This is a genomic window from Phycisphaerae bacterium, from assembly GCA_041652575.1.
In the GTDB taxonomy this organism is placed as follows: domain Bacteria; phylum Planctomycetota; class Phycisphaerae; order Sedimentisphaerales; family UBA12454; genus UBA12454.
Window position 1 is genome coordinate 1 of the sequence record JBAZHC010000010.1, and the last position, 23,895, is coordinate 23,895.

General features: G+C 42.2%; 21 protein-coding genes and 1 pseudogene. 7 read left to right on the forward strand and 15 right to left on the reverse strand.

Annotation, left to right across the window (positions count from 1 at the left end; genetic code table 11):
• Positions 1-207: 207 nt before the first annotated feature.
• From WC496_08305 to WC496_08340, 8 genes are all read right to left on the reverse strand, one after another.
• A complete protein-coding gene (locus tag WC496_08305; protein ID MFA5293019.1) occupies positions 208-1,299 on the reverse strand; it encodes a glycoside hydrolase family 88 protein in 1,092 nt (363 codons plus the stop codon).
• Complete coding sequence (locus WC496_08310; GenBank protein MFA5293020.1) at positions 1,299-1,862, reverse strand: hypothetical protein; 564 nt, start codon at positions 1,860-1,862, stop codon at positions 1,299-1,301. The genes WC496_08305 and WC496_08310 overlap by 1 nt, the downstream gene beginning before the upstream one ends.
• Positions 1,863-1,904: 42 nt before the next feature.
• Complete coding sequence (locus WC496_08315; GenBank protein MFA5293021.1) at positions 1,905-2,816, reverse strand: homocysteine S-methyltransferase family protein; 912 nt, start codon at positions 2,814-2,816, stop codon at positions 1,905-1,907.
• Positions 2,816-3,670, reverse strand: coding sequence for a hypothetical protein (locus WC496_08320; protein MFA5293022.1), 855 nt, complete (start codon positions 3,668-3,670; stop codon positions 2,816-2,818). The genes WC496_08315 and WC496_08320 overlap by 1 nt, the downstream gene beginning before the upstream one ends.
• A complete protein-coding gene (locus tag WC496_08325) occupies positions 3,663-4,157 on the reverse strand; it encodes a hypothetical protein (GenBank protein ID MFA5293023.1) in 495 nt (164 codons plus the stop codon). Before WC496_08325 ends, WC496_08320 begins: the two co-directional genes overlap by 8 nt.
• A 47-nt stretch (positions 4,158-4,204) precedes the next feature.
• Positions 4,205-4,546: a helix-hairpin-helix domain-containing protein gene (locus WC496_08330; GenBank protein MFA5293024.1), complete on the reverse strand. Its 342-nt coding sequence runs from the start codon at positions 4,544-4,546 to the stop codon at positions 4,205-4,207.
• A gap of 62 nt (positions 4,547-4,608) precedes the next feature.
• Complete coding sequence (locus WC496_08335) at positions 4,609-6,090, reverse strand: endo-1,4-beta-xylanase (protein MFA5293025.1); 1,482 nt, start codon at positions 6,088-6,090, stop codon at positions 4,609-4,611.
• Between the two features lie 113 nt (positions 6,091-6,203).
• Entirely contained in the window at positions 6,204-6,638 is a 435-nt protein-coding gene (locus tag WC496_08340) for a hypothetical protein (protein MFA5293026.1), read from the reverse strand.
• 358 nt (positions 6,639-6,996) lie between these two features.
• On the opposite strand from WC496_08340, the gene WC496_08345 reads away from it, so the two are divergent.
• Entirely contained in the window at positions 6,997-7,563 is a 567-nt protein-coding gene (locus WC496_08345) for an AP2/ERF family transcription factor (GenBank protein ID MFA5293027.1), read from the forward strand.
• 265 nt (positions 7,564-7,828) lie between these two features.
• Here WC496_08345 and WC496_08350 read toward each other — a convergent pair whose 3' ends face one another.
• The 5 genes from WC496_08350 to WC496_08370 form a co-directional block, all read right to left on the reverse strand.
• Entirely contained in the window at positions 7,829-8,944 is a 1,116-nt protein-coding gene (locus WC496_08350) for a Druantia anti-phage system protein DruA (GenBank protein ID MFA5293028.1), read from the reverse strand.
• Between the two features lie 124 nt (positions 8,945-9,068).
• On the reverse strand, positions 9,069-10,721 hold the full coding sequence (locus tag WC496_08355; protein ID MFA5293029.1) for an ATP-binding protein: 1,653 nt from the start codon (positions 10,719-10,721) through the stop codon (positions 9,069-9,071).
• Positions 10,722-10,732: 11 nt separating this feature from the next.
• Positions 10,733-11,974: a hypothetical protein gene (locus WC496_08360; protein MFA5293030.1), complete on the reverse strand. Its 1,242-nt coding sequence runs from the start codon at positions 11,972-11,974 to the stop codon at positions 10,733-10,735.
• Between the two features lie 527 nt (positions 11,975-12,501).
• A complete protein-coding gene (locus tag WC496_08365; GenBank protein MFA5293031.1) occupies positions 12,502-12,774 on the reverse strand; it encodes a MazG nucleotide pyrophosphohydrolase domain-containing protein in 273 nt (90 codons plus the stop codon).
• An 8-nt stretch (positions 12,775-12,782) separates the two neighbouring features.
• On the reverse strand, positions 12,783-13,181 hold the full coding sequence (locus WC496_08370; protein MFA5293032.1) for an Rrf2 family transcriptional regulator: 399 nt from the start codon (positions 13,179-13,181) through the stop codon (positions 12,783-12,785).
• A 433-nt stretch (positions 13,182-13,614) separates the two neighbouring features.
• Here WC496_08370 and WC496_08375 point away from each other — a divergent pair, with 433 nt between their 5' ends.
• The 5 genes and pseudogenes from WC496_08375 to WC496_08395 all read left to right on the forward strand — a co-directional run bounded on the left by WC496_08375 (position 13,615) and on the right by WC496_08395 (position 19,960).
• On the forward strand, positions 13,615-13,968 hold the full coding sequence (locus WC496_08375; protein MFA5293033.1) for an STAS domain-containing protein: 354 nt from the start codon (positions 13,615-13,617) through the stop codon (positions 13,966-13,968).
• A 60-nt stretch (positions 13,969-14,028) separates the two neighbouring features.
• A complete protein-coding gene (locus tag WC496_08380; protein MFA5293034.1) occupies positions 14,029-14,457 on the forward strand; it encodes an ATP-binding protein in 429 nt (142 codons plus the stop codon).
• A gap of 896 nt (positions 14,458-15,353) precedes the next feature.
• Positions 15,354-18,236, forward strand: a complete 2,883-nt coding sequence (locus WC496_08385; GenBank protein MFA5293035.1) for a TaqI-like C-terminal specificity domain-containing protein — start codon at positions 15,354-15,356, stop codon at positions 18,234-18,236.
• 87 nt (positions 18,237-18,323) lie between these two features.
• Positions 18,324-18,671, forward strand: a pseudogene (locus WC496_08390) (Bro-N domain-containing protein).
• 587 nt (positions 18,672-19,258) lie between these two features.
• A complete protein-coding gene (locus WC496_08395) occupies positions 19,259-19,960 on the forward strand; it encodes a peptidoglycan recognition family protein (protein ID MFA5293036.1) in 702 nt (233 codons plus the stop codon).
• A 500-nt stretch (positions 19,961-20,460) separates the two neighbouring features.
• On the opposite strand, the gene WC496_08400 is transcribed toward WC496_08395, so the two are convergent.
• Entirely contained in the window at positions 20,461-22,053 is a 1,593-nt protein-coding gene (locus WC496_08400) for a sodium-dependent transporter (GenBank protein MFA5293037.1), read from the reverse strand.
• Between the two features lie 18 nt (positions 22,054-22,071).
• Positions 22,072-22,854 (reverse strand): amidohydrolase family protein, encoded by a 783-nt coding sequence (locus WC496_08405; GenBank protein ID MFA5293038.1) that lies wholly within the window; start codon positions 22,852-22,854, stop codon positions 22,072-22,074.
• A 185-nt stretch (positions 22,855-23,039) separates the two neighbouring features.
• On the opposite strand from WC496_08405, the gene WC496_08410 reads away from it, so the two are divergent.
• The gene (locus WC496_08410) at positions 23,040-23,894 is read left to right on the forward strand and encodes a TIGR02757 family protein (protein MFA5293039.1); all 855 of its coding nucleotides are present in this window, start codon (positions 23,040-23,042) and stop codon (positions 23,892-23,894) included.
• The last annotated feature ends 1 nt before the right edge of the window (position 23,895 follow it).

Sequence of the window (23,895 nt, forward strand, 5' to 3'; positions counted from 1 at the left end):
GCGAATCCATTGATATAATTTCCATGTGTGTCTCCTTTCTGCGACTTGTGGTCGCTGAATTAGGTTTTCTCATGCGGCATTTTAACCGCAAGAGGAGACACACGCTTTCATAAAATCATTGCGAGGAGAGCCTGCCCCCGCGCAGGCGGGCCAAGCAATCTCAATTCCCCGAATTATTAGAGGTTACTTTTAGTTTTAAGTTTTAAGCTATTTCCCCATCTCCAGCATCGCTGTTCCCGCCCACAGAAACGCCGCCTGTCCGTGCAGGTCGCCTGTCTTTGTCGGCCTGTTCAGATAATGATTGTAATTATTTTTTGCGCCGGTCCCGACACATATATCTGCGAGTTGGCCGTCCTTTACCTTTTTCGCAAGACCGTTCCAGCCCTTCACCGCCGTTGTGCGGTAAGATGTATCGAGCCAGCCGTTTTTAATTCCCGTCGCGATTGCGTATGTAAACATTCCAGTACTGCTCGTCTCTTCGTAACTTGCCGGGTCTATAATTATCTGGTGCCACAGCCCGCTTGCCGCCTGGTATTTTTTCAGCCCAGCCATCATCTTTTTATAAACATCCATCAAATCCTGCCGTTTCGGATGTTCCTTCGGCATATTTTCCAAAGTCAGCGCCATAACCGCCGCCGCCCAGCCGTTCCCGCGTCCCCAGAATATCGGAACCTCCGCCGTATGCTGAAACAATCCGTTATCCTGCTGCAGAATCTTTGCGTAACCCAATAGCTGCGTCAGCCCCCTTTCGAGAAAAATTTCTTTCCCGCTCGCCTTGTATGCCTGCACCTGCAGCGCCCCGACCATAAACATATCGTCAACCCACAGCCGCGTATACGCTGTCATCCCGTTTTCATTCGGCTCTGCCCATTCGTCTTCAGCAAGTTCCATCGCGACTTTAAGATACTGCTTATCTTTCGTTTGCAGATACAATTCGAATGGTAGAATCCCGAAAACATTCCAGTCAACATGCCCTGCCCGGATTTTATTCGTCCTCGGCAATTTGCGTTTGTCCGCGCCCGTCGATTTATCATCCGTATAAACAATATCTTCTGAAGTTACCGGACAGACCGCGTAGTTCGCCTTTACAGCGTCTATTAATTTTTGATTATTCTGCTGCTCAGCAAATTTAAGCACGCCGTAATACGAACACACCGTCGGATATTTCGCATCGACCGGCACCGCCAATACATTTTCCGCAACCTCATTGGTGATTTTTATAATTTGTTTATTGTCGTATTTTGCTGATGCCGACACGTTCAAAAAAACAACCATCAAAACACATAAAATTTTCTTCATTACCGTACTTTCTTTAAAATAAACTTCGGCTCATAACTGAATTTCTGCCCGCCAAGTGATGCGTCAACCATAGCGCCGGCATCCATCGCGATAAAAACAGCCATACCGTCCTTGTAATCCGCTTTGGCCGCTGCCCCTGCCTTTAGAACTACGCCTGTTACCTGTGCGGCGAATGTAAATTCTCCGGCCCTGAATTTATCTAAATCAGCTTCTTCTCTGAAAAATATTATCTCACGGTAGAACTCGCCTCCGAACGAAAAACCGAGCGTTGCCTGCGACATAGTGCAGTAACCGACCATTTGGCCCTGCTCATACACTTCACCCCTGCCGCCCGCGCCGCCTGCTATGAACGCGCCCTTAAAAATCTTCGGCAGCACAGCGTATCCGTAAGATTTATCGAAGAAGCTTTGAATGGATGGGTCTTTGGCCTTCATAAGTGCGACAGCCTCGTCCGACTCTGATGACAACACTACTTTCCCCTCCGGCTCCTTCGGCGTAACACTGCACCCGCCAGACATCAGCACAACAAGAAAACTTATCAACAGCATCCTTACAGTTTTCATTTTTCCCTCCATAAAATATTTTAAATTTTTAGTTTTTCACTTTTAACTTTTCACTTTTCCTGTCATCGCTTTTATGTGAGCAGGCGTTGTCCCGCAGCAGCCGCCGATTATTACCGCCCCTGCTTTATGAATCTTTTCCAGCCAGTCGCCGAAATCAGTATCTGAAAGTTTATATACCGCCTTGCCGTCAACAAGCTCCGGCTTTCCGCCGTTAGGTTTCGCCAGCAACGCAACTCGTTTAGCCCCCGGACCTGTGCCGGGGGTCAATAACTTCACAAACTTTTCCGTCAACTGCAAATACTGCTCCATCTTCAGCGTCCCGCAGTTAAATCCGATTGCGTCAACTCCAATTGCGGATAATTCAGATATTTCTGCTTCTACGCTCGCTCCCATCATCGTTCTAAAGTCATTACCGGCTGAGTCGAACGCCAGTGATACGAGCACCGGCAAATCGCAAACTGATTTTACGCCTTCTGCCGCGACCTTCGCCTCATCTAAAGCCATAAACGTTTCGATTACGAAACCGTCCGCGCCGGCATCGTACATCGCCTTTGCCTGTTTGGCATAAGCATTTCTAAGAACATCCGGCTCAAGTGTCCCCAGCGGCTTCAAAAATTCCCCGCAAGGCCCTATATCGCCAATAACATATCTGCCCTCACCCGCCGCCTGCTTTGCGATTTTTACCGCCGCTGCGTTTATCGCCTCGACCTTATCGGCCATATTGTGCCGGGCAAGTGTAATTTCATTTGCCCCGAATGTATTTGTATAGACCGCATCGCTTCCGGCGTCGAAATAACTTCGGTGGATATCGAGTATAATCTGCGGCGATTCGATATTCAGATAATCGTTGCACTTGCCTGCTTCGACTCCGTGAGCCATTAACTGTGTGCCCATCGCCCCGTCGACGAACAAAAGACCGTCTGCAATTTTTTGTTTAAGAGTTTTTCCGGACATCACTTTGCCTCCTTTTTGAAATCGTTTGCATCAGGCCCGGCAAACAGCGCCTTTAGCTGCTGGTCGCTGGCCTCCCATAGTTTAACAGAATCAAGTTTAATCTGCATCGAATTTCGTTTTTCAATATGTTTATAAATCAGTTTGTACGGAAAAAGAATATCTTTCCCGCCGGAGATATTTTTGTATTCGTCAAGCTCGACAACAAGCACCGGCTCTTTCGTACAGTTTAAATATTCGATTTTCCTTATGAGCCTGTCGCATCGGTCTATGGATATTTTTTTCCATTTACAGCCATCTTCGCCGGAGCAGGTCATAACATTGCGGTTGTCTTTCGAATTTTCCATAACAATTTCGCCGCAGCCCCAGCCGAAAGGCTCTATAAAATCGAGCAGTACTCTCGAACTGAAAAAATTATCTTCTATTTTAAAATTGTCCGTCTCGTTTTTCCCGGTTATATACACTCCGTAAGGCTTTGCGTAGGTCCAGTATTTATCGCCATCTACGGCAAAACACACGCCTTTTGAATCGAACATTACATCGCCGTAAATGCAGAATTTTGCAGGATTGTCGAACCAGACTCTCACCGGAAAAGACAGCGAAAAAACTTCCTTTTTTTCATTCGTGTAACTCAGCAGGCAGTTACCCGTCGCCTTAAATGGTTTCAGAGCCGCCGAATATTCTTTTAAAACAGCCGCAGCTTCCGCCATTGTTTTCAATGGCGGACAGCTCCTCTTTTGCACCGCGCAGCCGCTCAGCAAAATTGAAAACAGAAACAAAAATAAAAAAATCATCCGCCATTGGCGGATTCCGCAATTTTGATTTTTGATTTTTGATTTTTTAATTTTTTTATCCAATAAACTCCACCTGCAGTATCTGTCCGAGCTGTTCTGACAGTTGTTCTATTTTATCCTCGGTCAGGTGCGGATTTATTACCTGGCTCGTTTCGTCTCTGCCGGCGATTTTAACCGTCCATATTTCCTTGCCGTCTTCTGTCTTGGACGAGTCGTATTTAAGAATTCGTTTGCGCATCAGGATAAGGGTCAGCACGAACCGGAAGTTTACTTTTTCCTCTTCCGTTTCCTCTGCCATTCTTTCGAAGAACGCCAGCAGCATATCGTTATCTATGAATATTTTTTTCTTCAGGTCCGGCCGGGCCATTTTGCTTTTCCAGTAGCAGTAAACCTCCGGCTTATTCTCGGTCCAGTATTCATTGGAATAATCTCTGCGTTCGAATTTCCCGCCGGCCTCGACCAGTGTTGCGATAAATTCCTCGTCCGGCTCTATTACCCTGCCGTTGCCGGCGCACGTCCCCAGCGGTTTATGGATTTCCCAGTCTGCCATTTAATCCTTCCTATTTAATAAATAGTATAAGTCTGTGTAAGTCCGTGTCATTCCGTGTCGTTAAATCTAATCCATTGTTCTATTTTATCAACCGTTTTCTTACCGATTCCCCTGACATTTTCAAGGTCGGCCGTCCTTTCGAATGTTTTTCTCTCTGTTTGGCGGTAATCGACTATTGCCTGTGCCTTTGCCATTCCAATGTTTGGCAACTGTGCCAGTTCGCCTGCCGATGCGGTATTGGGATTAATCTTATTATCGACCTCGAATATGGCTCTGCCGGAATTTTGTAAAATTGGAATTGTAAAGCAAACATAAAAAACCATACCGGCCAAAAAAGCCGTTTTCATCGCCCCAATCGTTCCCTGATTGTTATTGTCCGAATAATTCATATATCAGTTAAAATAATCGTCGATGAAATCGACTCCGGCAACTAACGACAATCAACTATCAACTATCCTTTTTGCAAAATTTGTTTTTGCAGTTTCGCCAGAGTCATAAACACTTTTTTCGGTTTAAGTTCGTCGGTCAATAGTCCCGCCCCTGCTATTGTTTTTTCTCCGCCGTCCGCAAGAGCCGCGCAGGTTATGGTATTAATAAACTGTTTGCTGAACGCGATTCGGCAGAACTCATCTATCCATTTCGACTGAACCGCCTGGTCCCACGGCTTATGCCACACGCCGGCAGATTCCGCGGATTGATGTTTTGCGTTATTCGTATCCGGCACGGCAAGTGATGTTATATGCACCGGCTTTGGAAGTGTTGCGAACCGGTCGAGCATCGCCGAAATCTGCATCATATCTCGCACGTTCATTCCCGGCTCATCTTTACCGAACATAATTTGTATGCCCAGCGCATCGTAATTTATGCCCGCCTGAGTTACCATATCTATATATACCAGCGGCGGTATTGTGTCCTGGTCGTAAGCGTAATATTCGCCCCATGGCCGAACGATTTCGATCATTTTAAGGCTTCTGCTGTCGGCCTCTCTCGCCGCAAGGCACGCCGTTCTCGTAATTTCAAGAACCCTCTCGAAGCTGAAGCTGAAATAGTTATAAAAATTTAATCCGCACATCACCTGCCAGACATGAACATATTTTGCGTATCTGGTTACTATTTTTGAAACAAATTCGTAGCTTGCCTCGCGGATGGTTTCGAAGTCATGTTTTCCCTTTACCAGCCACTCCGGCAGAAATTCCGGAGAAAACGTCAGCAGTGGTCCGGCACTGAGCAGCAGTCTTTTTTTCCCGAGAATATCCATACAATGGTCGAGCTCGGTAAAATCATATTTCCCCTTTTCTTTCTCGATTTTGGCCCAGTTAATCGGCAGTCCGATATGCGCAAAAAGCTCGAAAGCTTCCTTGAGATAATCCTTATTATCGAGTTGAGCCGGGTCAACTCGGCATCCGAGGCTTGAACGCGCGAACCCCCTGTTTTTCAGTCTCGCCTCGAAAAATATGCTGGCGTATTTGCTCGCGAGCTGTTCGGAGAATAACAGTGTTTTTAGAATACATTTATCGGCTATGACAGACGCCGCTGCCGGGTCGTTGATATTTTCGAGCATTTCGATAAACAGTTTCTGCGTTTCCGCCGACTGGCTGCTGACATGATTGGCCTGCTCGAAAATCGCCCAGTCTTCCCGCTTCGTCACAATCTCCATTAACTTCGCCCTTGCGAGTTCGACATTGAGAATATACGGCTGCTCACGCTCGGGCAGGCGGGTCGTATACAACATCACATTGCCGAAACCCTCCACCGGCCAAAGCAGACTCAAACCGGCAGGCTCACTACCCCTCATCTTGCAATCTATAATACCATCGCTAAACGTAATATACTTCGAACTGCGAAATGGAATCCTGTCAGCTCCAAATAACGTTACGCCAGTCAATACAAAATCCGTCGCGATTTTACCGTCTTTAAAGACCTGAAACTTCACCTTTTAACCCTAAAATAGACCCTGAAAACTTCAATAATGCGGAATTATATCAATAAAGACACTAATTGCAATAAATCTCTTTGCAAGCTATCGTTGCGGACAAAACAGGCAGGCTAATTCAAAGCCGCTTCCGTCAGCAACTGCGGGTCGTAAGGTATGTTCAAAAAAGAAGATGCTTCCATATCGCGCTGCCCCTTGCTGGCCAACTGCGAAATCTGACTCAATATTATTTCCACAAAATCCATACAGCCAATCGCCCTTTCAGGGCTGCAATCCGGCACAATCATTACCGCATAACTAATATCGTCGTCGCCGGTCGAAAGGCCCGACGCCACAACCAGAGAATCATCGAGACACGTCATCAAAGGCTCCTGACCATCGTCAATCCTGCGGCAGAGACTTTCGAGCAGTTCCTGATTCGAAAAAATCTTATCGAAAACCTCCGGCCGGTTCGCTATGCAATCGCCGTCTTTAGAAATCAACGCAACGGCTATATCGGTATTCTCAAAACTATCGAAAATCGGCTGTGTCGCTTTTTCCATTATCATTTTTATCATCCTTAATCCTATATAAGCAATTTCGACCAATATAATCGCCTCTTTAACCAAAATATTATAAGAACCCGCAAAATAAAGATTATCGGACGCACTGCCACTAAGGCACAAAGAAAACAATATATATAATTTCGTGTCTTGGTGTCTTTGTGGCCAAGTTTTGTCCACATAATCAAAAGCGCGCAAGAAAAAAAATGCGCAAATGTGAAAAATAAGATTTTTTCAAAATTTTTATCTTCCCGCCTCATAAGCATTTACGATTTTGGCCCCAAAAATTCCTGCGAAAAGTTCGTCAAAAGCGCGCAAGTTTTCAGGTAATACGGAGAGGCTTATATAGCCACAGATTTCGCAGATGACTTACATTTCACTAAATATTCCTGTTCCCGATATGCTTGTGTTTATTCACATTTGCATTGTGCTGCGCTGTAAGGAAATCTGTTGTAACTGTAAATTAAGAGCCATAAAACTGACTCTCGGAAAATATGCGATTGTTTCGCTTGAAGATTATGAAAAACTGAATCGCCATAAATGGCGGGCTTTAAGAAGTCCCAAATGTTTTTATGCCGTTCGCTCTGAAAAGGGCAAAACAATATATATGCACAACGAAGTTCTCGCCCCCGCCCCAGGCATGGTCATCGACCACATTGACCACAATGGCCTTAACAACAGCAGGCAGAATTTGCAGTTAGCGACTCGTTCGCAGAATGCGTGTAACCGAAGGAAAAGAGATTCTAAATGCACCTCGAAATACAAAGGAGTTTGGTTCAATAAAAGAGAAGGCAAATGGATGTCTGCCATTAAGGTTGATGGCAAACGCATATATCTCGGATATTTCGATAATGAATTTGATGCTGCCAGGGCTTATGACATCGCCGCAAAAAAATACCACGGAAAATTTGCCGTATTAAATTTCGGTTAGATAGGATTAGTTTATTTATACCGCCCCAATTATTCGCAACGCAACAGAGCCGCGACAGTAATGGAGCGGTATTTTAAAAATATTTAGCCCCCGCCGCTTGAGGCGGGGAGTTTATCCATCACCGGCAAAGGCATACGATGAGGGGGCGAAAAAATACTTCGGCAATTTTGCTGTCTTGAACTTCGCTTAGTCGCGGCGTAGTTCAAAGGACGAAGACTGGTCAAGCGGAAAAAATGAAGATTAAAACACGAATTAACACGATTTTTCAAATTACGAATTGTTCTGGCGTAAATTGGGCTACTCTTTTGAGAATTTCATTATTGCTTTTGCGCATCGAAAGCCATCTTTCTTGCCAATGCTTAGTTAGACTTTGCAGTGGCAGGTTACGATAAATAGGTTTTCTTGTTTTACCATTTAAGAAAGATTTCCAATTTATCATTAGGGGAATTGCATAAATCCCTCTTTTGAAGGAATGCTTCAGGATAATATCTGAATCCAGATTAAGGAGATCACATGCCGTACGAATAACACGCATTCGCCAATTTGGCCCCATTCCAAATTGGTGAGAAATTTTGAAACCTTTACTTTCAACTAGTTCACGCATTGCCATAAAAGTCTCATTTGTAATATGCAATGTTCCAAATCCTGAAGTTATCCCGATAGGTTTACAGAGTAATGAGTTTTTATATTTTAAGCGGTTATACTGTGAACTATTGAGCCCATACAAACTCGTAGTCATTATCAATGCTAAATCTGAAATTCGTTTTCTACCACTTATTATCGTTTCACTTTTAGTATATTTTTTATGGTAAATTTTACGCAATTCATCGGAGGCTAAAATGTAAGTTATTAATTTTCCTCCGAGCAAATCATTGTAGGGTGGTAAAGCACCAATGATATATGCATCCATCATATATATAATATGTTTGGTTCTTGTTTTAATATTCCAACCTATCCATTTGTCCCTATCGGGTATATGAATAATACTACTTCCTATGGCCGCAATACCAATGACGGGTTTTTCTGGTAATCCATCATCTCTAATAAGGATTCTTATTCTACGACCTACATATTCAGAAGCAGGCGAACTCCAATAGTATCTATATAATCTAAAAAGATCTTTTTGTTTCTGAGTGTTGCAAACCTCAATAATAGGCTTAATCTCTGATTTTAGGGCATTGAACCCTGTTGTTAAATTTTTTCTGCCTATATCAATATGTTTTTCAATCCACTGACGATTTCCCGTTATTGTTGCATCTCGTGTAAATGACATCCCCTCCTTAATAATTTCTTTTTCATAATTTGTAGGTGGAACAAGCTCAAATTTATCTCTATTAGTTCTAAATGACCATCCCAGTCTTAACAAATCTCTGACTAACAAAAGAATAACCCTATTTGATAAAGATCGCGTTCGCGGTATATTATCTTCTGCAAGAAGCGAGAAAGATGCATTATTGAAATGCGAATTTAGTCTATTGTTCTGGGGTACAGTCAAAACATTCATCTTATACCTTTGGGAATTTATCTTCGTTATAAACTTTGTTTTCAATAAGCTTATCAAACTCCAACACTCTAATTGGAACAACAAAGGCTCTTTCGGATGTGACCATGTAAAGATTGCCTTTTATAGTTTCCCTTTGGATAAAATTAGCTATAACCCCATCGTAGTGGATATTGGACTTGATAAGAGCTTTAATATCATCGGAATTGCCCATATAAAACGCAAAGAAATTTTCAGCTTGTGTTCTTATTTCCTCTGATATTGCGGAAGGCCGTTGTGTAATAGCAACCATTCCTAATTTAAATTTTCTGCCTTCTTTCGCACACCGTACAAATGGATTAGCATTACTTTTTACCAATTCGTCAGACAAAACATTTTGAGCTTCTTCTACAAAAATTACAGTTTCGATAACAGATGTAGAATCATTACTAGTAAATTTGGCCTTATTGTGATCAAAAAGTTTACGAACAAGAATAGTAGAAATGATGCTGGCATCTGTGCTGTCTTTTAAGGAAAGATCTACAATAACTGTCTTACCTTGTTTTAAGTGCTCGAAGACTTTTTCTATAAGTATCGATTGGCTACTATGAAGACCTTTACCTTCATCGATTAAGTGACGAACTCGCTTTCGAATTGCAGCTATTGTTTTTCTTGCACTCTTATCTTCTTCACCAGATTTTTTTGGGGGTGCAAAAAAATCTGGGAAATCCTGATGTAAGTTTAAAGGGTTGGCTACATAATTATCTATTTTTGGTATAAAATCACTCACCCCTTCGTTGTCAAGGTAAAGTAAAAATGATTTCATAACCTCAGAAAATCCTGTTGAAAAGTTTAAAATATCACCAACGCTAAGGTGTTTATGCATATTTATTTCAACTTTTCCTCCGTAAGTGAATTTGTCTTTATACCCAGAAATATCCTTGTCAGTATAAATAATTAAATTGTCTTTGATTTTTTGCTCATTAATATTGCCTAGTCCATATGTTTTCTGGCCTTTCATGAAGTATTCGCCATTTAAATCAAAAATCAATTTTCCATATTTATTATCTCCGATAATATGATACAATAAAACTTTCACAAGATTTGTTTTTCCAAATCCAGACTGGGCAAAAACCATCGTTCTGCTTTCTCGCAATCTTTCTACATTAAACAATATATCGCCTTTATCCCTATGTACTTCTTCGCCAATGCACAATTGCCCTATAGGTGCTCCGTTTGAATCCGGGCGGTTTATAATGGAATCAACTTCTCGTTTTGAAAGATGTCTTGCATGATATGAAACAACAGGTAACTTGCGTACCGCCGTAGTAAATTCAATTGTTTGCCCATTATCAGTAAAAGTACCAAGCATTTGAACTTTATAGGTGTAACTAAACATTTTTTGTTTATCACGTTCCGATAGTTCACGTTCAGCAATTCTTGCATAATGGACTGCAACCAATGTTTTGTCTTGAGAACGAAATATTGGGTCTTCGTCATATATTTCAGCTTCAACACGAGTAAGAAACTTCTGCCCCCCCTCGTTCTTTGGAGTTAAAATAATAAAGTCACCTTTCTTAGGGCTTGCCTTAGCGTCTTCGTAAGATGAATATATAAGCAATGCGTCTTCCGTTGTTTTTTGGCCATACAAAACTCCGAAATCTGTTCTCTCTGCCATATAGTTCTCCTTTAAAAACGAGAATGGATATCAAGAAACAGATTCTCGATATCAATATTATCCATAAGTTGCGTTGAATACATCGAATGTTTTACTCTGTTGATAACTTCTTCTTTGAAATCCTTTTTTAAAGTAACAAAATTATGTGCCTCCACTAACGGGTAGGGATATCCTAAAATATAATGTTCCTGAGTCAAACGGGTCAAGTTATAAAAAACAGTTTTTAGTTTATTGTAGTCTCTTTTTGGGTCATTTTGCTCAATGGCAGGTATTGCATCTAAAATATTTACATCTGCAATTACCCAATCATAATTCTGTAGTTTTTCAACGTAATCAAGTCTTGATGCGAAAAATAACCCTGTACCACGACCTCCAGTAAGAGTTTTTTGTGCATACATTCCGCTTGAATTGCCACCATATGCGTTTCGCAAAACTGGGTCTGGAACCTCAAACCAACAGCATAGTTTCTGCTGAAGAGGGTCTGTTTGTTTAAAAGGGTATTTAGGTTTTAACTTGTCTTGCAAATAACTATCAATTTGCTTGAGAGTGTAAGCAAGCTCCATTTTTATAGGAGAATTCTTAGTGATTGCAATTAAACAAATCTTTTTATCTTGACTTAAGAACTTGCCAAATTTTACCAAATACTTTTGTTTAATATTAAGCGACCTTAAGGTACCATCTCTTAAGATTAAATCTCCAGGCTTTATTTTGTCGCTACATGCAATTTCATAAATGAGTGACCATTCAAGTATTTCCTGACAAAAATCCAATAATGTCGTAAGGGATTGACATAAAATATCTTTTTTATAAGAAAATATATTCTCAGCCGAATCATCTAGAAACTTTATAAATTTTTCAACAGGAGATAATGATAATAATTCATCGTATATTGCATTTAAGTGTTCTTCGCATGTTACCAAGATATTTTTCGGAGAATACGCCTTGCCTAAAATTATGGGGTCGTCATATTCATTCATACGAATTTGTTTGCCATGTTCAAAACACACATATCCAGCACGGTACAAACCTATCGAAACTCCATTATAAAAAGAATGACTGTTCTTGCTCCCATCAACAGCAAATATGCGTAAATTAGAATTGTCAATTTCATTAAATGGTATAATCTCAAAGATTTGAGGAGTTTCGATATTGTTATCATTACCAACAACCGGAATATTATACTGTTTATTATTCCTGTCATTAATATGTTTAGCTATGGAGTCAATAGCTTCTTGAGGTATTTTGAATTCCACCACCTACCCTTTATTAAAAATTAACCTTATAGTCATCAACTTATAACTCTTTTATTCCTCAAATATTCCTCAAAGTATCTGGACAAATTATACCCCTCTTTTTTGCAAAATCAAAGAAAAACTAAACGCAGAAAAGCAGTAACTCGGCTATCGGTTATCAGCAAAAAACATCCCGCACCTGAATTGCTTTAAGGTAAAGCCCCTTTAGGGGCAGAAAAAGCCAAACATTAAACCCGGCTCAAGCCATGCCCTGAGCGAAGTCGAATGGGTTGCTTGAAAGAGGGTTTTGTTTGAATTTTTACAATCCCGATTTATCGGGATGCCTTAAAGCAATTGACAGTGTTAATCCGTGCAAATCCGTGTCTAATTAAAATCAATGGAATCTGTATAACTTGTGGCATAGCTCTCAGCGATTAAAAAACTTTGTGTCTTAGTGCCTTAGTGGCTACAAAAAAAGCCGGCGGTTGTTTTCGCCGGCTATTGTATATCCGTGTTAGTCCGTGTTTTCGTCGGTGCCGGTCTGTGTTCTATTTAAATCCTTCGGGGCAATTTTTATGGTATTTTTCAAGGCACGCTTTTTCGATATCGACATCGTTTATATTGGCCAGTGTGCACAGCCAGGCGAGGATATCTGCGAATTCTTCTTCTTTTTCTTTTTGGGTGGATTTTTCATCTGCCAGCGCGGTCGCGAGTTCCCCGACCTCTTCGATGAACCACATAAAGGTTTTGGGTGTTCCGCGAACGCTATCGCGCTGCTGATACCTTTCGGCAATTAGCTTCTGAAAATCCTTTATTGTCATAAGGGACTTTAGTCAGCCAGTGTATCGCCAAGTTTAGCTGCGCTGAAGATATCTCTGACTTTTTCTGTAGCCTGGCGGCAGACTTTTTCCATTTTCAGACTGAATGGTTCGTTATTTGTCTGTTCTGCCAGTTGCAGATGGCTGAATAGTGGTCCGTCTACGGCTTCGATAATTTCGAGCAGTGTGATATTTTCTGCCGGCCTTGCGAGGAAGAATCCGCCGCGTGGTCCGCGTTTGCTGCGGAGTACGTTGGCGCGGACGAGTTGCTGGAGAATCTTCAGCAGGTATTCGAGCGGTATATTGTACTGCTTTGAAATCCGTGATGCCAATACCGCACCATCCTTGTAAAACTGCGCGATGTAGCCGACGGCGACTAAGGCATAACCTGTTGATCTGCTAATCTTCATAGTAATATCCTCCAAAGAATATTTTTGTGATTAAAGACTATTTAGTTACAGTTAATTACAGTTTTAAAATACAACATTAAATAAGATAAGCTCAATCGAGATAGTTATACGGCCCAAAAGACATAATTTAGGTATCTATACTATTGTACTACAGTTTGCGTCAAGGTGTTCAAGAATTTCTGATGATTTTATACCTAAAAATCAAAAAAATATATAATGGCAGTTTAAGGCCGAAAACAGTATAGTAAACATCCAGAAACTCTATAAATTATCAGGTCGCCCCTTTTACCAGAAGCTATCAGGAGTTTCAAGAGTTTTTTGAGAAAAAAGTAAAAAATTAACATAAATGCCTCTTTAAAGCGTCTTTTCTTGACATTTGAGCAAATTTTGCCTACTATCCTTAGACTAATATCATTTTTAGGAGTAAAAACTTATGGAAGAGGTCAAACCAAGGATAAGCATTTACTACGCACAAAATGCGACCGTTGTAACTCTCACGGATGAGAAACTTCTCGAAGATGAAGACATCAAGTCTCTGGAAGATTCGATAATGCCGCTGATAGATTCGCCGGTGAATCTGGTGATTGATTTCAGCAGCGTCCGGTTTCTCTCCAGCGCAGTACTGGGCCTGCTAATCAGAATAAGCAAAAAAATAAGCGAACACGAGGGCAGACTAAAACTCTGCGGTATCGGGCCCCGTATCTATGATATCTTCAAGATTACCAGACTCGACGAGATTTTCGATATCTACGACGACCCAAAGAAAGCAATGTTGAGCCTCAAATAATTCTTATTATAGCCAGACCGGCAAATTATGCCGGTCTTTGTTTTTGACGATAAGTGTTTCATGACCTTGAAAACCTCTACCCATGAAAAACTTGTTCTAAAAGGGATAATATCGGAGCTTAGAAAAGTCTGCTCCAAAGTCCTCTGCCATGCCCAACAGTTCGGCTATTCGAGCGACGACCTTTTCGCTATGCACCTTGCAATGGAAGAGGCACTCGTTAACGCCGTTAAACACGGCAATAAACGAGATATGAACAAAAACATAGCAATCGAATACGATGTAACACCCGAAAAAATTGACGTTTCCGTAACAGACCAGGGACATGGCTTCAATCCCGACAATGTCGAAGACCCTCGCTGCGGGGATAATATTTATAAAACCGGCGGCAGAGGCGTACTGCTTATGAAATCCTATATGGATGAGGTCGAATATAACGAAACCGGCAATTCGGTACATATGGTCAAATTCAACAGCAAATTGGCCAGATAACAGGCCACCAAGTCACTAAGGCACAAAGAAGCAAAGAGGTAAGGAAGCAGGAAGTAAGGATTAGTGGAGAAAAATACTAAATTCCAAGCATCCAATACCAAAAGCCCATTCGCAAGAACGGTTTTTTTTTATAGCCACAGAGAACACAGATATTTTGCCACAGAGTTCACAGAGAACACAGAGAAATAATATTTTAGCCACAGAGAACACAGATATTTTGCCACAGAGTTCACAGAGAACACAGAGAAATAATATTTTAGCCACAGAGAACCTGACGCGGCCTTTGGCCGCAACCAAAATACTAAATACTAAATCCGAAATCCGAAACAATATTGAATTACCGAAATTCTAATGTCCAAAACTAAAACGTAAGACCTTGTTTTAAGCTAAGTTATAATTGCTAAATTAAAAAAACGAGCATAAAAAACAAAAAGTTACAAGATAGTAGTACAGAACAACGCGAATTTACTCAACCACGAATAAACACGAAAATGACACGAAGTATTTGCTTTAAGGCGTCCCGATAAATCGGGCTGTAAAAATTCAAACAAAACCCTCTTCAAAGTAATCCGCCTTCGCTAAAGCTACTGCGGACATGGCTTTGGCCGGGTTTAGTGTTTGAATTTTCCGCCGCTATACGGCTGTGCCCTAAAGCAAAAACGCAATGCCACGGTATGGGTGAAATTAAGAAGGGTGTGAAGAACGGGAAAAGTAGTAATATAGGGTTTGATTTATAAGGGGTTAGGGGATAAAATGGGGGAGAAAAGAAAGAACACAGGACACAGGACACGGAACTCAGAATAAGGAATCGAGGATTTTAGGATAATGGGAAAGACGCCAAACAAATTTAAGATTTATACCGAAACAAAAGATTCTGATTTCAGGGAAAGATAAAAATGCCTAAAGCACCTGAAGTGATAAAAAGATTAACAGATGATTTCAATCGCAATATCGAATCCTTCAAAGAGGCGGGCTATAACGAGACGCAACTGCGACGGGAATTTATCGACCCATTCTTCGAGGCATTAGGCTGGGATATCGCAAATAAAGCCGGGATAGCACCGGCATACAGAGACGTAATTCATGAAGACGCCATTAAAATCGGCGGAACAACAAAAGCACCTGATTACTGTTTTAGAATCGGGGCGACAAGGAAATTTTTTCTCGAAGCAAAAAAGCCAGCCATCAATATAAAAGGCGACATCAGCCCTGCATACCAACTTCGCAGATACGCGTGGTCTGCGAAACTGCCGTTGTCGATTTTGACCGATTTCGAGGAGTTGGCGGTTTATGACTGCCAAATCAGGCCGAATGTAAACGACAAGGCAACGACGGCAAGAATGTTTTACTGCAATTATAAAGATTATGCCGAGAAGTGGGAGCAAATCGCAGGGGTATTCAGCAAAGAGGCAGTTCTTAAGGGCGCGTTCGATAAATACGCATCCGAAAAGACAACAAAACGAGGCACAACCACTGTCGATAAGGAAATCCTGGCGGAAATCGAAGGCTGGCGTGAAACACTGGCGAAAAATATCGCACTTCGCAACAGTAAATTATCGGTTTACGACCTGAATTTCGCCGTTCAAAAGACAATAGACCGAATTTTGTTTTTGAGGATATGCGAAGACAGAGGAATCGAACGGGCCGAAAATCTTTTAGGTCTTGTAAACGGCGGCAGGATATATCCGAGACTGTTCGAGCTTTTTGAAAAGGCGGACGAAAGATATAATTCGGGGATATTTCATTTTCGCAGGGAAAAAGAGCGGCCCGAAGGGCCGGACGAACTGTCGGCGAATCTGAAAATAGACGACGATGTTCTGAAACAGATTTTGAAAGACCTTTATTATCCGCACAGTCCTTATGAGTTTTCGGTAATGCCGGCGGAAATTTTAGGCAACGTTTACGAACAATTCCTCGGCAAGGTGATTCGGCTAACGGCATCGCACCAGGCGAAGGTCGAGGAAAAGCCGGAGGTTAAAAAAGCGGGTGGGGTTTATTATACGCCTTCGTATATTGTCGATTACATCGTAAAAAATACGGTCGGCAAATTATGCGAAGGGAAAACGCCCAAACAGATTGAGAAGATAAAAATATTAGACCCTGCGTGCGGAAGCGGTTCGTTTTTAATCGGGGCGTATCAGTACCTTTTAGATTGGCATAGGGATTGGTATGTCGGGGAGGATACGATGAGATTGCCGCGCTGCGCTCGCAATGACGCGTCGTCGTCCCGACGACGGCTAAACAAATCGGTTTATCAGGGTAAGGGCGGGCAATGGTTTTTGACAATCGAAGAAAAGAAACGAATCCTTTTAAATAATATTTTCGGCGTCGATATAGATTCACAGGCGACAGAGGTAACAAAACTTTCCCTTTTGTTAAAGGTTCTGGAAAACGAGACACAGGAAAGTTTGAGATTATTTCACGAGCGTGCGCTGCCGGACTTGGGGGATAATATCAAGTGCGGCAATTCACTGATTGGGCCGGACTTTTATCAAAACCAGCAAATGACTTTTGGCTTCGATGAAGAACAGCAGAGAAAGATAAACGCATTCGATTGGCAAAAGGAATTTGCACCGATTTTCAAGCAAGGCGGTTTTGATGCGGTTATAGGTAATCCGCCGTATATCCAACTTTCCATGTCTGCTTATTACGATGAAGATGTTAACCAATATCTTTCACATAATTATTCATCTTCAATGGGGCGACTAAATACATATGGATTCTTTATAGAAAAAGCATTACGCATATTGGTAGGCAAAGATGGATTACTTAGTTTTATTGTGCCTAATACAATCTTGACCCAAGAATATTACCAGTCATTACGACAACAAATATTACAATACCAACTAAATAATATCACTACATATAACTTTCCAGTTTTTCAGCGGGCTGTTGTAGAAACAACTGTATTTGTTATAAAGAAACATTCTCAAAATAAAAATGTCGTTAATATTGTTGAGTGCGATAATAAGTCGATGTCTTATCAAATGAGAAAAATCCAACAAAAGACCTTTTTGAAAAGTCACAACAATGCTTTTTTAGTCAAAGTTGATTTAAGAGACCTTGCTTTTAAGGAAAAACTGGACAAGGTCGGACTTCAACTGGGAAATATCTGCAACTTGAATCAGGCAATTGCTTTGAAGTATGATAGGAGTAAATCATTATTCAAAAAAAATGCCGGATCAAACTATAAGCGAGTTCTCGATGGGCGAAATATTCAGCGATATACTCTTGAATGGGATGGAACTTATTTAGCATATAATACCAAAAATATCCATTCGTGCAAACGCACAGATATATTTGAAGCCGATGGGAAAATTTTGTTTAGACGGGTTGGTAGCAGTCTCATAGCAACATACGATGATGCAAAATTTTATGCATTAAATACGCTGGTAGTCATTACTCCTTTTGTGCAAACGAAAGATTCACTCAAATACATTCTTGGAATACTCAATTCAAGGCTAATGAACTATTATTATGTAAAGCACCTGAAATCTACCAAGAAAATATTTTCAGAGATTCAAGCAAGGCAAATATCGCAAATACCAATTTGCGTGATTGATTTTTCCAGACCAGACGAAGTGAAAAAGCACGACAAGATGGTATCTCTTGTTGAGGAGATGCTGGAGTTGCATAAGAAAATAAATACAATAAAGAATCCGAACGAGAAGACGCGGGTGCAGCGGCAGATAGATTCGACGGACGAGAGGATAGACCAGTTAGTTTATGAATTATACGGTCTTACGGACGAGGAAATAGGGATAGTAAAGGGGAAGTAATCCAGTTATCGGTTATCGGTGGAAATAATGAACCCCGGTAAAACAGGGGCCTAACGATGAACGGTAAAAATATATGAAAGTAGAAATATGGAAAAATCACATTCAATAATTTTGTTTAATAAAAAGGAAATTCGCAGATTTTATGACGAAGACGAAGAGAAATGGTATTTTTCGGTTGTCGATGTAATAGGAGTTCTAACGGATAGCGAAAATCCGGCCGTTTACTGGCGAGTATTAAAGAAACGTCTAAAAGATGAAGGTTCAAATCAAACCGTTACAAAATGTAACGGTTTGAAAATGCGGGCTGTTGACGGCAAAATGCGATTGACAGATGCCGCTGATACTGAAACACTGTTAAGGCTTATTCAGTCGATACCATCACCAAAGGCTGAACCTTTTAAATTGTGGCTTGCAAAAGTGGGCTATGAACGGATAACAAATGACTATAACAATGAAGGACTGATGACTTTAGATGATATAAAAGAAACAATGAGTTTAAGAGGAGAATATAGATATTTCACGAAAGATTATAACCGATTCAAAGCGGATAGAGCAGAAAACAGAGAATACAAATCAGACAAAACCGTTGAGTATTTGCATTATGTAGTTTGCAACTAAAATGAAAGCGTTATATAAACCTTAAAAGGCAGAAGAGCATAAGGATTAAGAACACAGGACACCGCGGAAAGATAAAGGATTTTGTTCGTATCAGCAAAGATGATTATCCTGAAATACTGCGGAAAAACGGATTTTCATCTCAAACTATTCAGCGGCATTTATTCGGTTAACGAACCCCCAATATGAAATTGGGGGCTTCCGGATAAAATTAGACGAACGCCGCTTAGACTGGGGTTAAATATAAAGTTTTGTTGAATTTTTTTGAGGATATTATAGGATTAAGCGTCTTTTGAAGCGGATTAGGGGCAGGGTCTTAATTACAGAGTAAAATAGAAATACATTGGTAAAGTTATCCCCCTTTTATGCCGATTTAGCAATATTGAAATATAGGATGGGTTGTGTTTGTGCTTAAAAAGATAATAGCGTTCATCATCGCAGCTTACGTACCTACAATCGCTGTTCTGTTCATCGGCTGTGCGGGGGAGGAATCCTACACGCCACAAATTTCCGGTGTCGTGCCCGGCCTGCATCACGATTCGAGCTATCGGACATCCTACAGGCCTCAGACGCAGCAGAATTCCTATAAAATCGAGAGCAGCAAAACATATAAGTCGGCCACGTCATCAGCATATCCGGGCTGGACGCCGCCAAGCAGCTACGAAAAGAGCTGGAAGGCAATCGTAATCCATCATTCAGCTACCGATACCGGCAGCGTCGCTTCGATAGACGATTATCATCGCAAAAACAACGGCTGGGACGGTATAGGATACGACTTTTTAATAGGCAACGGCTCAGGCAGCGGCAACGGCGAAGTCGACGCGACTTTCCGCTGGACCGGACAGAAAACCGGCGCTCACTGCAAAACCGACGCTTCGAACTGGGCAAACGAAAAAGCGATAGGCATTTGTCTTGTCGGCAATTTTAACCAGTCGAGACCGTCAAACAGCCAGATGATTTCACTTATGAAACTTGTGCGATTCCTTTCCAGCAGATACGACATACCGACAAGCCGAATCTACGGCCACAGTACGACCCCCGGCCACAGTACAACGACAGACTGCCCCGGCAGATACTTCCCGATGAGCTACGTAAAGACAAATCTTTAATTTCGTCAATTGTTTATCGGTTGCGCGACTCGTCACGTCTTTCGTAATACGGTTACGTTTGGGCCGGGAGAAACAAATCAAAAATTAGCCTGAAAATGACTAATTGACGAACGTCAATCAACCTCCAGGGAGAATACAAGATTAAAAATCGCAGGGATTTAAAACCGGTCGTGAAACGGCGGGCTAAACAAATTTTTATGACCCCGCGGTTCTGTCTTCACTGCATTTCGCTGAGACAGGAATACCGGGGGCTCTGAACCCTGCCATGTGATGGCAGGGCTAACCACCATAACGACGAACGGCCTGTAAAACCAAGGTTAAATATAAAGGTAATATCTAATAATTCGGGAAATCGAGATTGCTTCGTCCGCCTGCGCGGAGGCAGGCTTTCCTCACAATGACACGGTTCGTGTTATTTTTTTTGGCGGAGGATTTTGATAATCACAAAGGTGAAGAGGCCAATGATAGTGAGCCAACTTAGAATCATAAAAATCCAGCCGTCAGGACGCATCTGATTGGTCTCCTTCCGCCTTCGCTGACGCTTCGGCGGATAAATTCTGTTTTCTTTTCTGCCAGGCCCTTTGAACCATCAAAACTAAAACACCAAAGAACAGGACAAGGCCAATCCTTGTGGCCAAAATAAACGGTTTGTCCGCCTTCGATACGTTTTTCATTGCAATTACAGTTCGCCAATCCTGCCAGAACCACGTTCCCAAAACGACAAGCAAAAAGATGGGCGTGACATATTTTATTATAAATTTGTAAATTCGGGGAATTTTGATATCTGAGCCTGTGTGGAGCTGAGTCCATGCTTTTTCCATGCCGAAGACCCACGCGAAAAGAATCGCCTCGATGGTGGCAAAAACTATCAGGCAGACATTAACGCTCCAGAAATCCAGCTCGTCAAGAACTCCCCTGCCGAGAAAGAAAATTCCCGGCTGGCACAATAAAAATGTAACGACCGCGAAAACTCCGCTGGCTTTTTTTCTTGAGAAATTAAATTCATCCTCGAGAAACGCGACTGCGGGCTGGGCGAGAGAAATCGAAGAAGTAACGCCTGCGATAAAGAGGAGCATAAACCATAAAAAGCCGAACATATTGCCGAATGCGATTTTCTGCATTACGAGGGGCATCGTAACAAAGCCGAGATTGAATGCGCCGCCTGATGCGATTTTGGCAGCGCCGGCGGAACCGAAAAAAGCGAAAGCTGCGGGGATAACGATACTGCCGCCGAGGATAACTTCAGCAAATTCATTAGTTGCCGCGGCACCGAGGCCGGAGAGCGCGACATCGTCCTGTTTCGTAAGATAGCTGGCGTAGGTAAGGATAACGCCGATGCCGCAGCTTAAGGTGAAGAATATCTGGCCTGTGGCTGCGAGCCAGACTTTTGCGCTTTTGAGCGCAGACCAGTCCGGATTCCATAAAAAGCCCAGGCCGTTGACGATGTTACAGTCTGGTTTGGCCGGGTCCGGTGCACCGAGCGTAAGAACCCTGACGATGAGAATTACGGCGAAGATAAACAAAACGGGCAAGGCATATTCGCAGACTTTTTCGATGCCTTTGCTAATGCCCATATAAACTATTAAAACATTTAAAATAAAAGTGATGAGAAAGAAGAAATAGGCGGGAGCAAGGCTTGAAAAAAATTCGTTTTTGACAAGGCCCTGATAGCCATGCAGAAAGGCAGTCATAGTTTGCTCGGTAACGCAGGCATTGTATTTGCCGGTCAAGGCAAAGACGCTGTAGCCGAGGAGCCAGGATTCGATGTAAATATAATAGATAAAGATGACTATTGGGCCGAAGATGCCGATGACGCCGAAGTATTTGATGAATTTATTTTTTTCCCAGAGAGTGTGAAACATTCCCGGCGCGGTGCTGTGGCCGAAGCCGCCGCCGAACCTTCCGATAGTCCATTCAATCCACATCAGCGGCAGGCCGACCAGAAGCAGCGCGATGAAATAGGGAATCATAAAGGCACCGCCGCCGTTATTTGCGGCCTGGACGGGGAACCTGAGAAAATTTCCGAGGCCGATGGCACTTCCGGCCACGGCGAGGATTACACCAAGTTTACTGCTCCATCGTTGTCTGGACATCGATCAATCCGTTGGTATTTAGCGTTCAATTCCAAGAACGGTGAGGGTATCACGTTCAATCACGCCGCGAATGCTTTCGCGCGGGACAGTCGGAAGATTCGTATCTGCGAGCAATTTATTAAAGCCCAAAAGAATCTCGGCACAGGTTTGCGGCTTATTAAAAGGCAGGCCGGAACCGAAAAATAATTTACCCAAGACGCCCGCCTCGTGCGCGGCAAGAACAGTATTATAAACCTCCCAGACTTTTTGAGGATTTATAGTCAAATCGCCGAAAACATTTTCGTGTTTGGCGAGCATACAAACAGTTTCATTGATGAACGGCCTGCCCATAGAGCCGATGATAATCTTAAGGTCGCTGAAGCTGCGGGCAATCTCGTCAAGCAAAGACGGCCGGGCATATTCGAGAACCGAATCGGCGGTATATGGCGGAGCATTGTGGAAGAATAACGGGATTTTCAGGTCCTGTGCAACTTCGTAAAACTGCAAAGCCCTGCTGTGAGCGGGATGAAAAGCCTGGTCGCTGCAGTGAAGCACGGCGCCTTTGAAAGCCAAATCGTTTTTCATGCCGGACCAATACCGTTTTGAAATGTCGTCATTAACGGGGTCAACAACGGCAAAGCCGACCATCTTTTTGGGATGACGGGTAATGTATTTGCTGACAAGCTCATTCGACTCGATATTAGACTGAGACGGACTCGCAAGCACAAAGCAAACATCGACCGGGGCGGAATCAGCGAAATGATCCTCGGTGCCGATATTACGGCCGGGACAGTTTATATGAGTATGACAATCAATTATCATCGTTCTTTTCCAGAAAAGCCATTGCAAAACAACAACTTATAATCGGTAATATAATATCGGCAAAACAGAGGAACTGTCAAGAACAATAAACTTGCCTTAAAACAGGGTTTAGGGTATAGGGTTTAGGGGACAGGGCGGAAATAAAAAAATAAGGAAGTAAAGAAGTAAGGAAAATTCACGTCAAAATGGAGCTAAATGACGATAAAAAAAGGATATTGAAAACTATCCTCGAAGGACTCTACAGCAAATATAACCATAAAAAATTCATACCGCCTGACCCGCTGCAATTTGCTTATCGGTATAAAGATAAAGCTGATATGGAAATCGCAGGTTTTTTAGCGGCTTTATTCGCGTACGGGGCAGTGGAACAGATTGAAAAATTCGTTACCGTCCTTTTAGGAAAAATGGGGAAAAGCCCGGCTAAATTTATCAAAAATTTGTCGGCTAAAGATAAAAAACTCTTCGAGAATTTGAAATACCGCTTTAATACCAGTCAGGACATAATCATCATACTGGAAAGCCTGAAAAAAGTACTTGTCCGATACGGCAGTATAGAAAAACTTTTCCTTAAAGGCTATCACGACAACGATAAAAATATCATACCGGCGGCGACAAAATTCATTCAGACACTGGACGGGAAAAGCAGCAGAGGCCTGAAATTCCTGCTGGCTGAGCCGTCAAGCGGAGGGACAAGCAAAAGATTGTTTCTTTTTTTACGCTGGATGGTGCGAAACGACGCGGTTGACGCGGGACTGTGGAAAAAAATCGACAAGGCAAAACTCGTCGTGCCGGTCGATGTGCATATGGGACGATTGAGCAAAATTATCGGCCTGCATAACAAAAAAACCGTTAACCTTAAAACGGCGATTGAAATAACGGCCGGTTTCGCCCAAATCAGCCCAGAAGACCCCGTTAAATATGACTTTGCGCTTTGCAGAATAGGGATTCTGGAGAATTGCACAGGCAAAAAGAATAAATACTGCCCGAACTGCGAATTGGCGGGATTCTGTAAAAAAAACTTTATTTTTAACCTGATTTAGT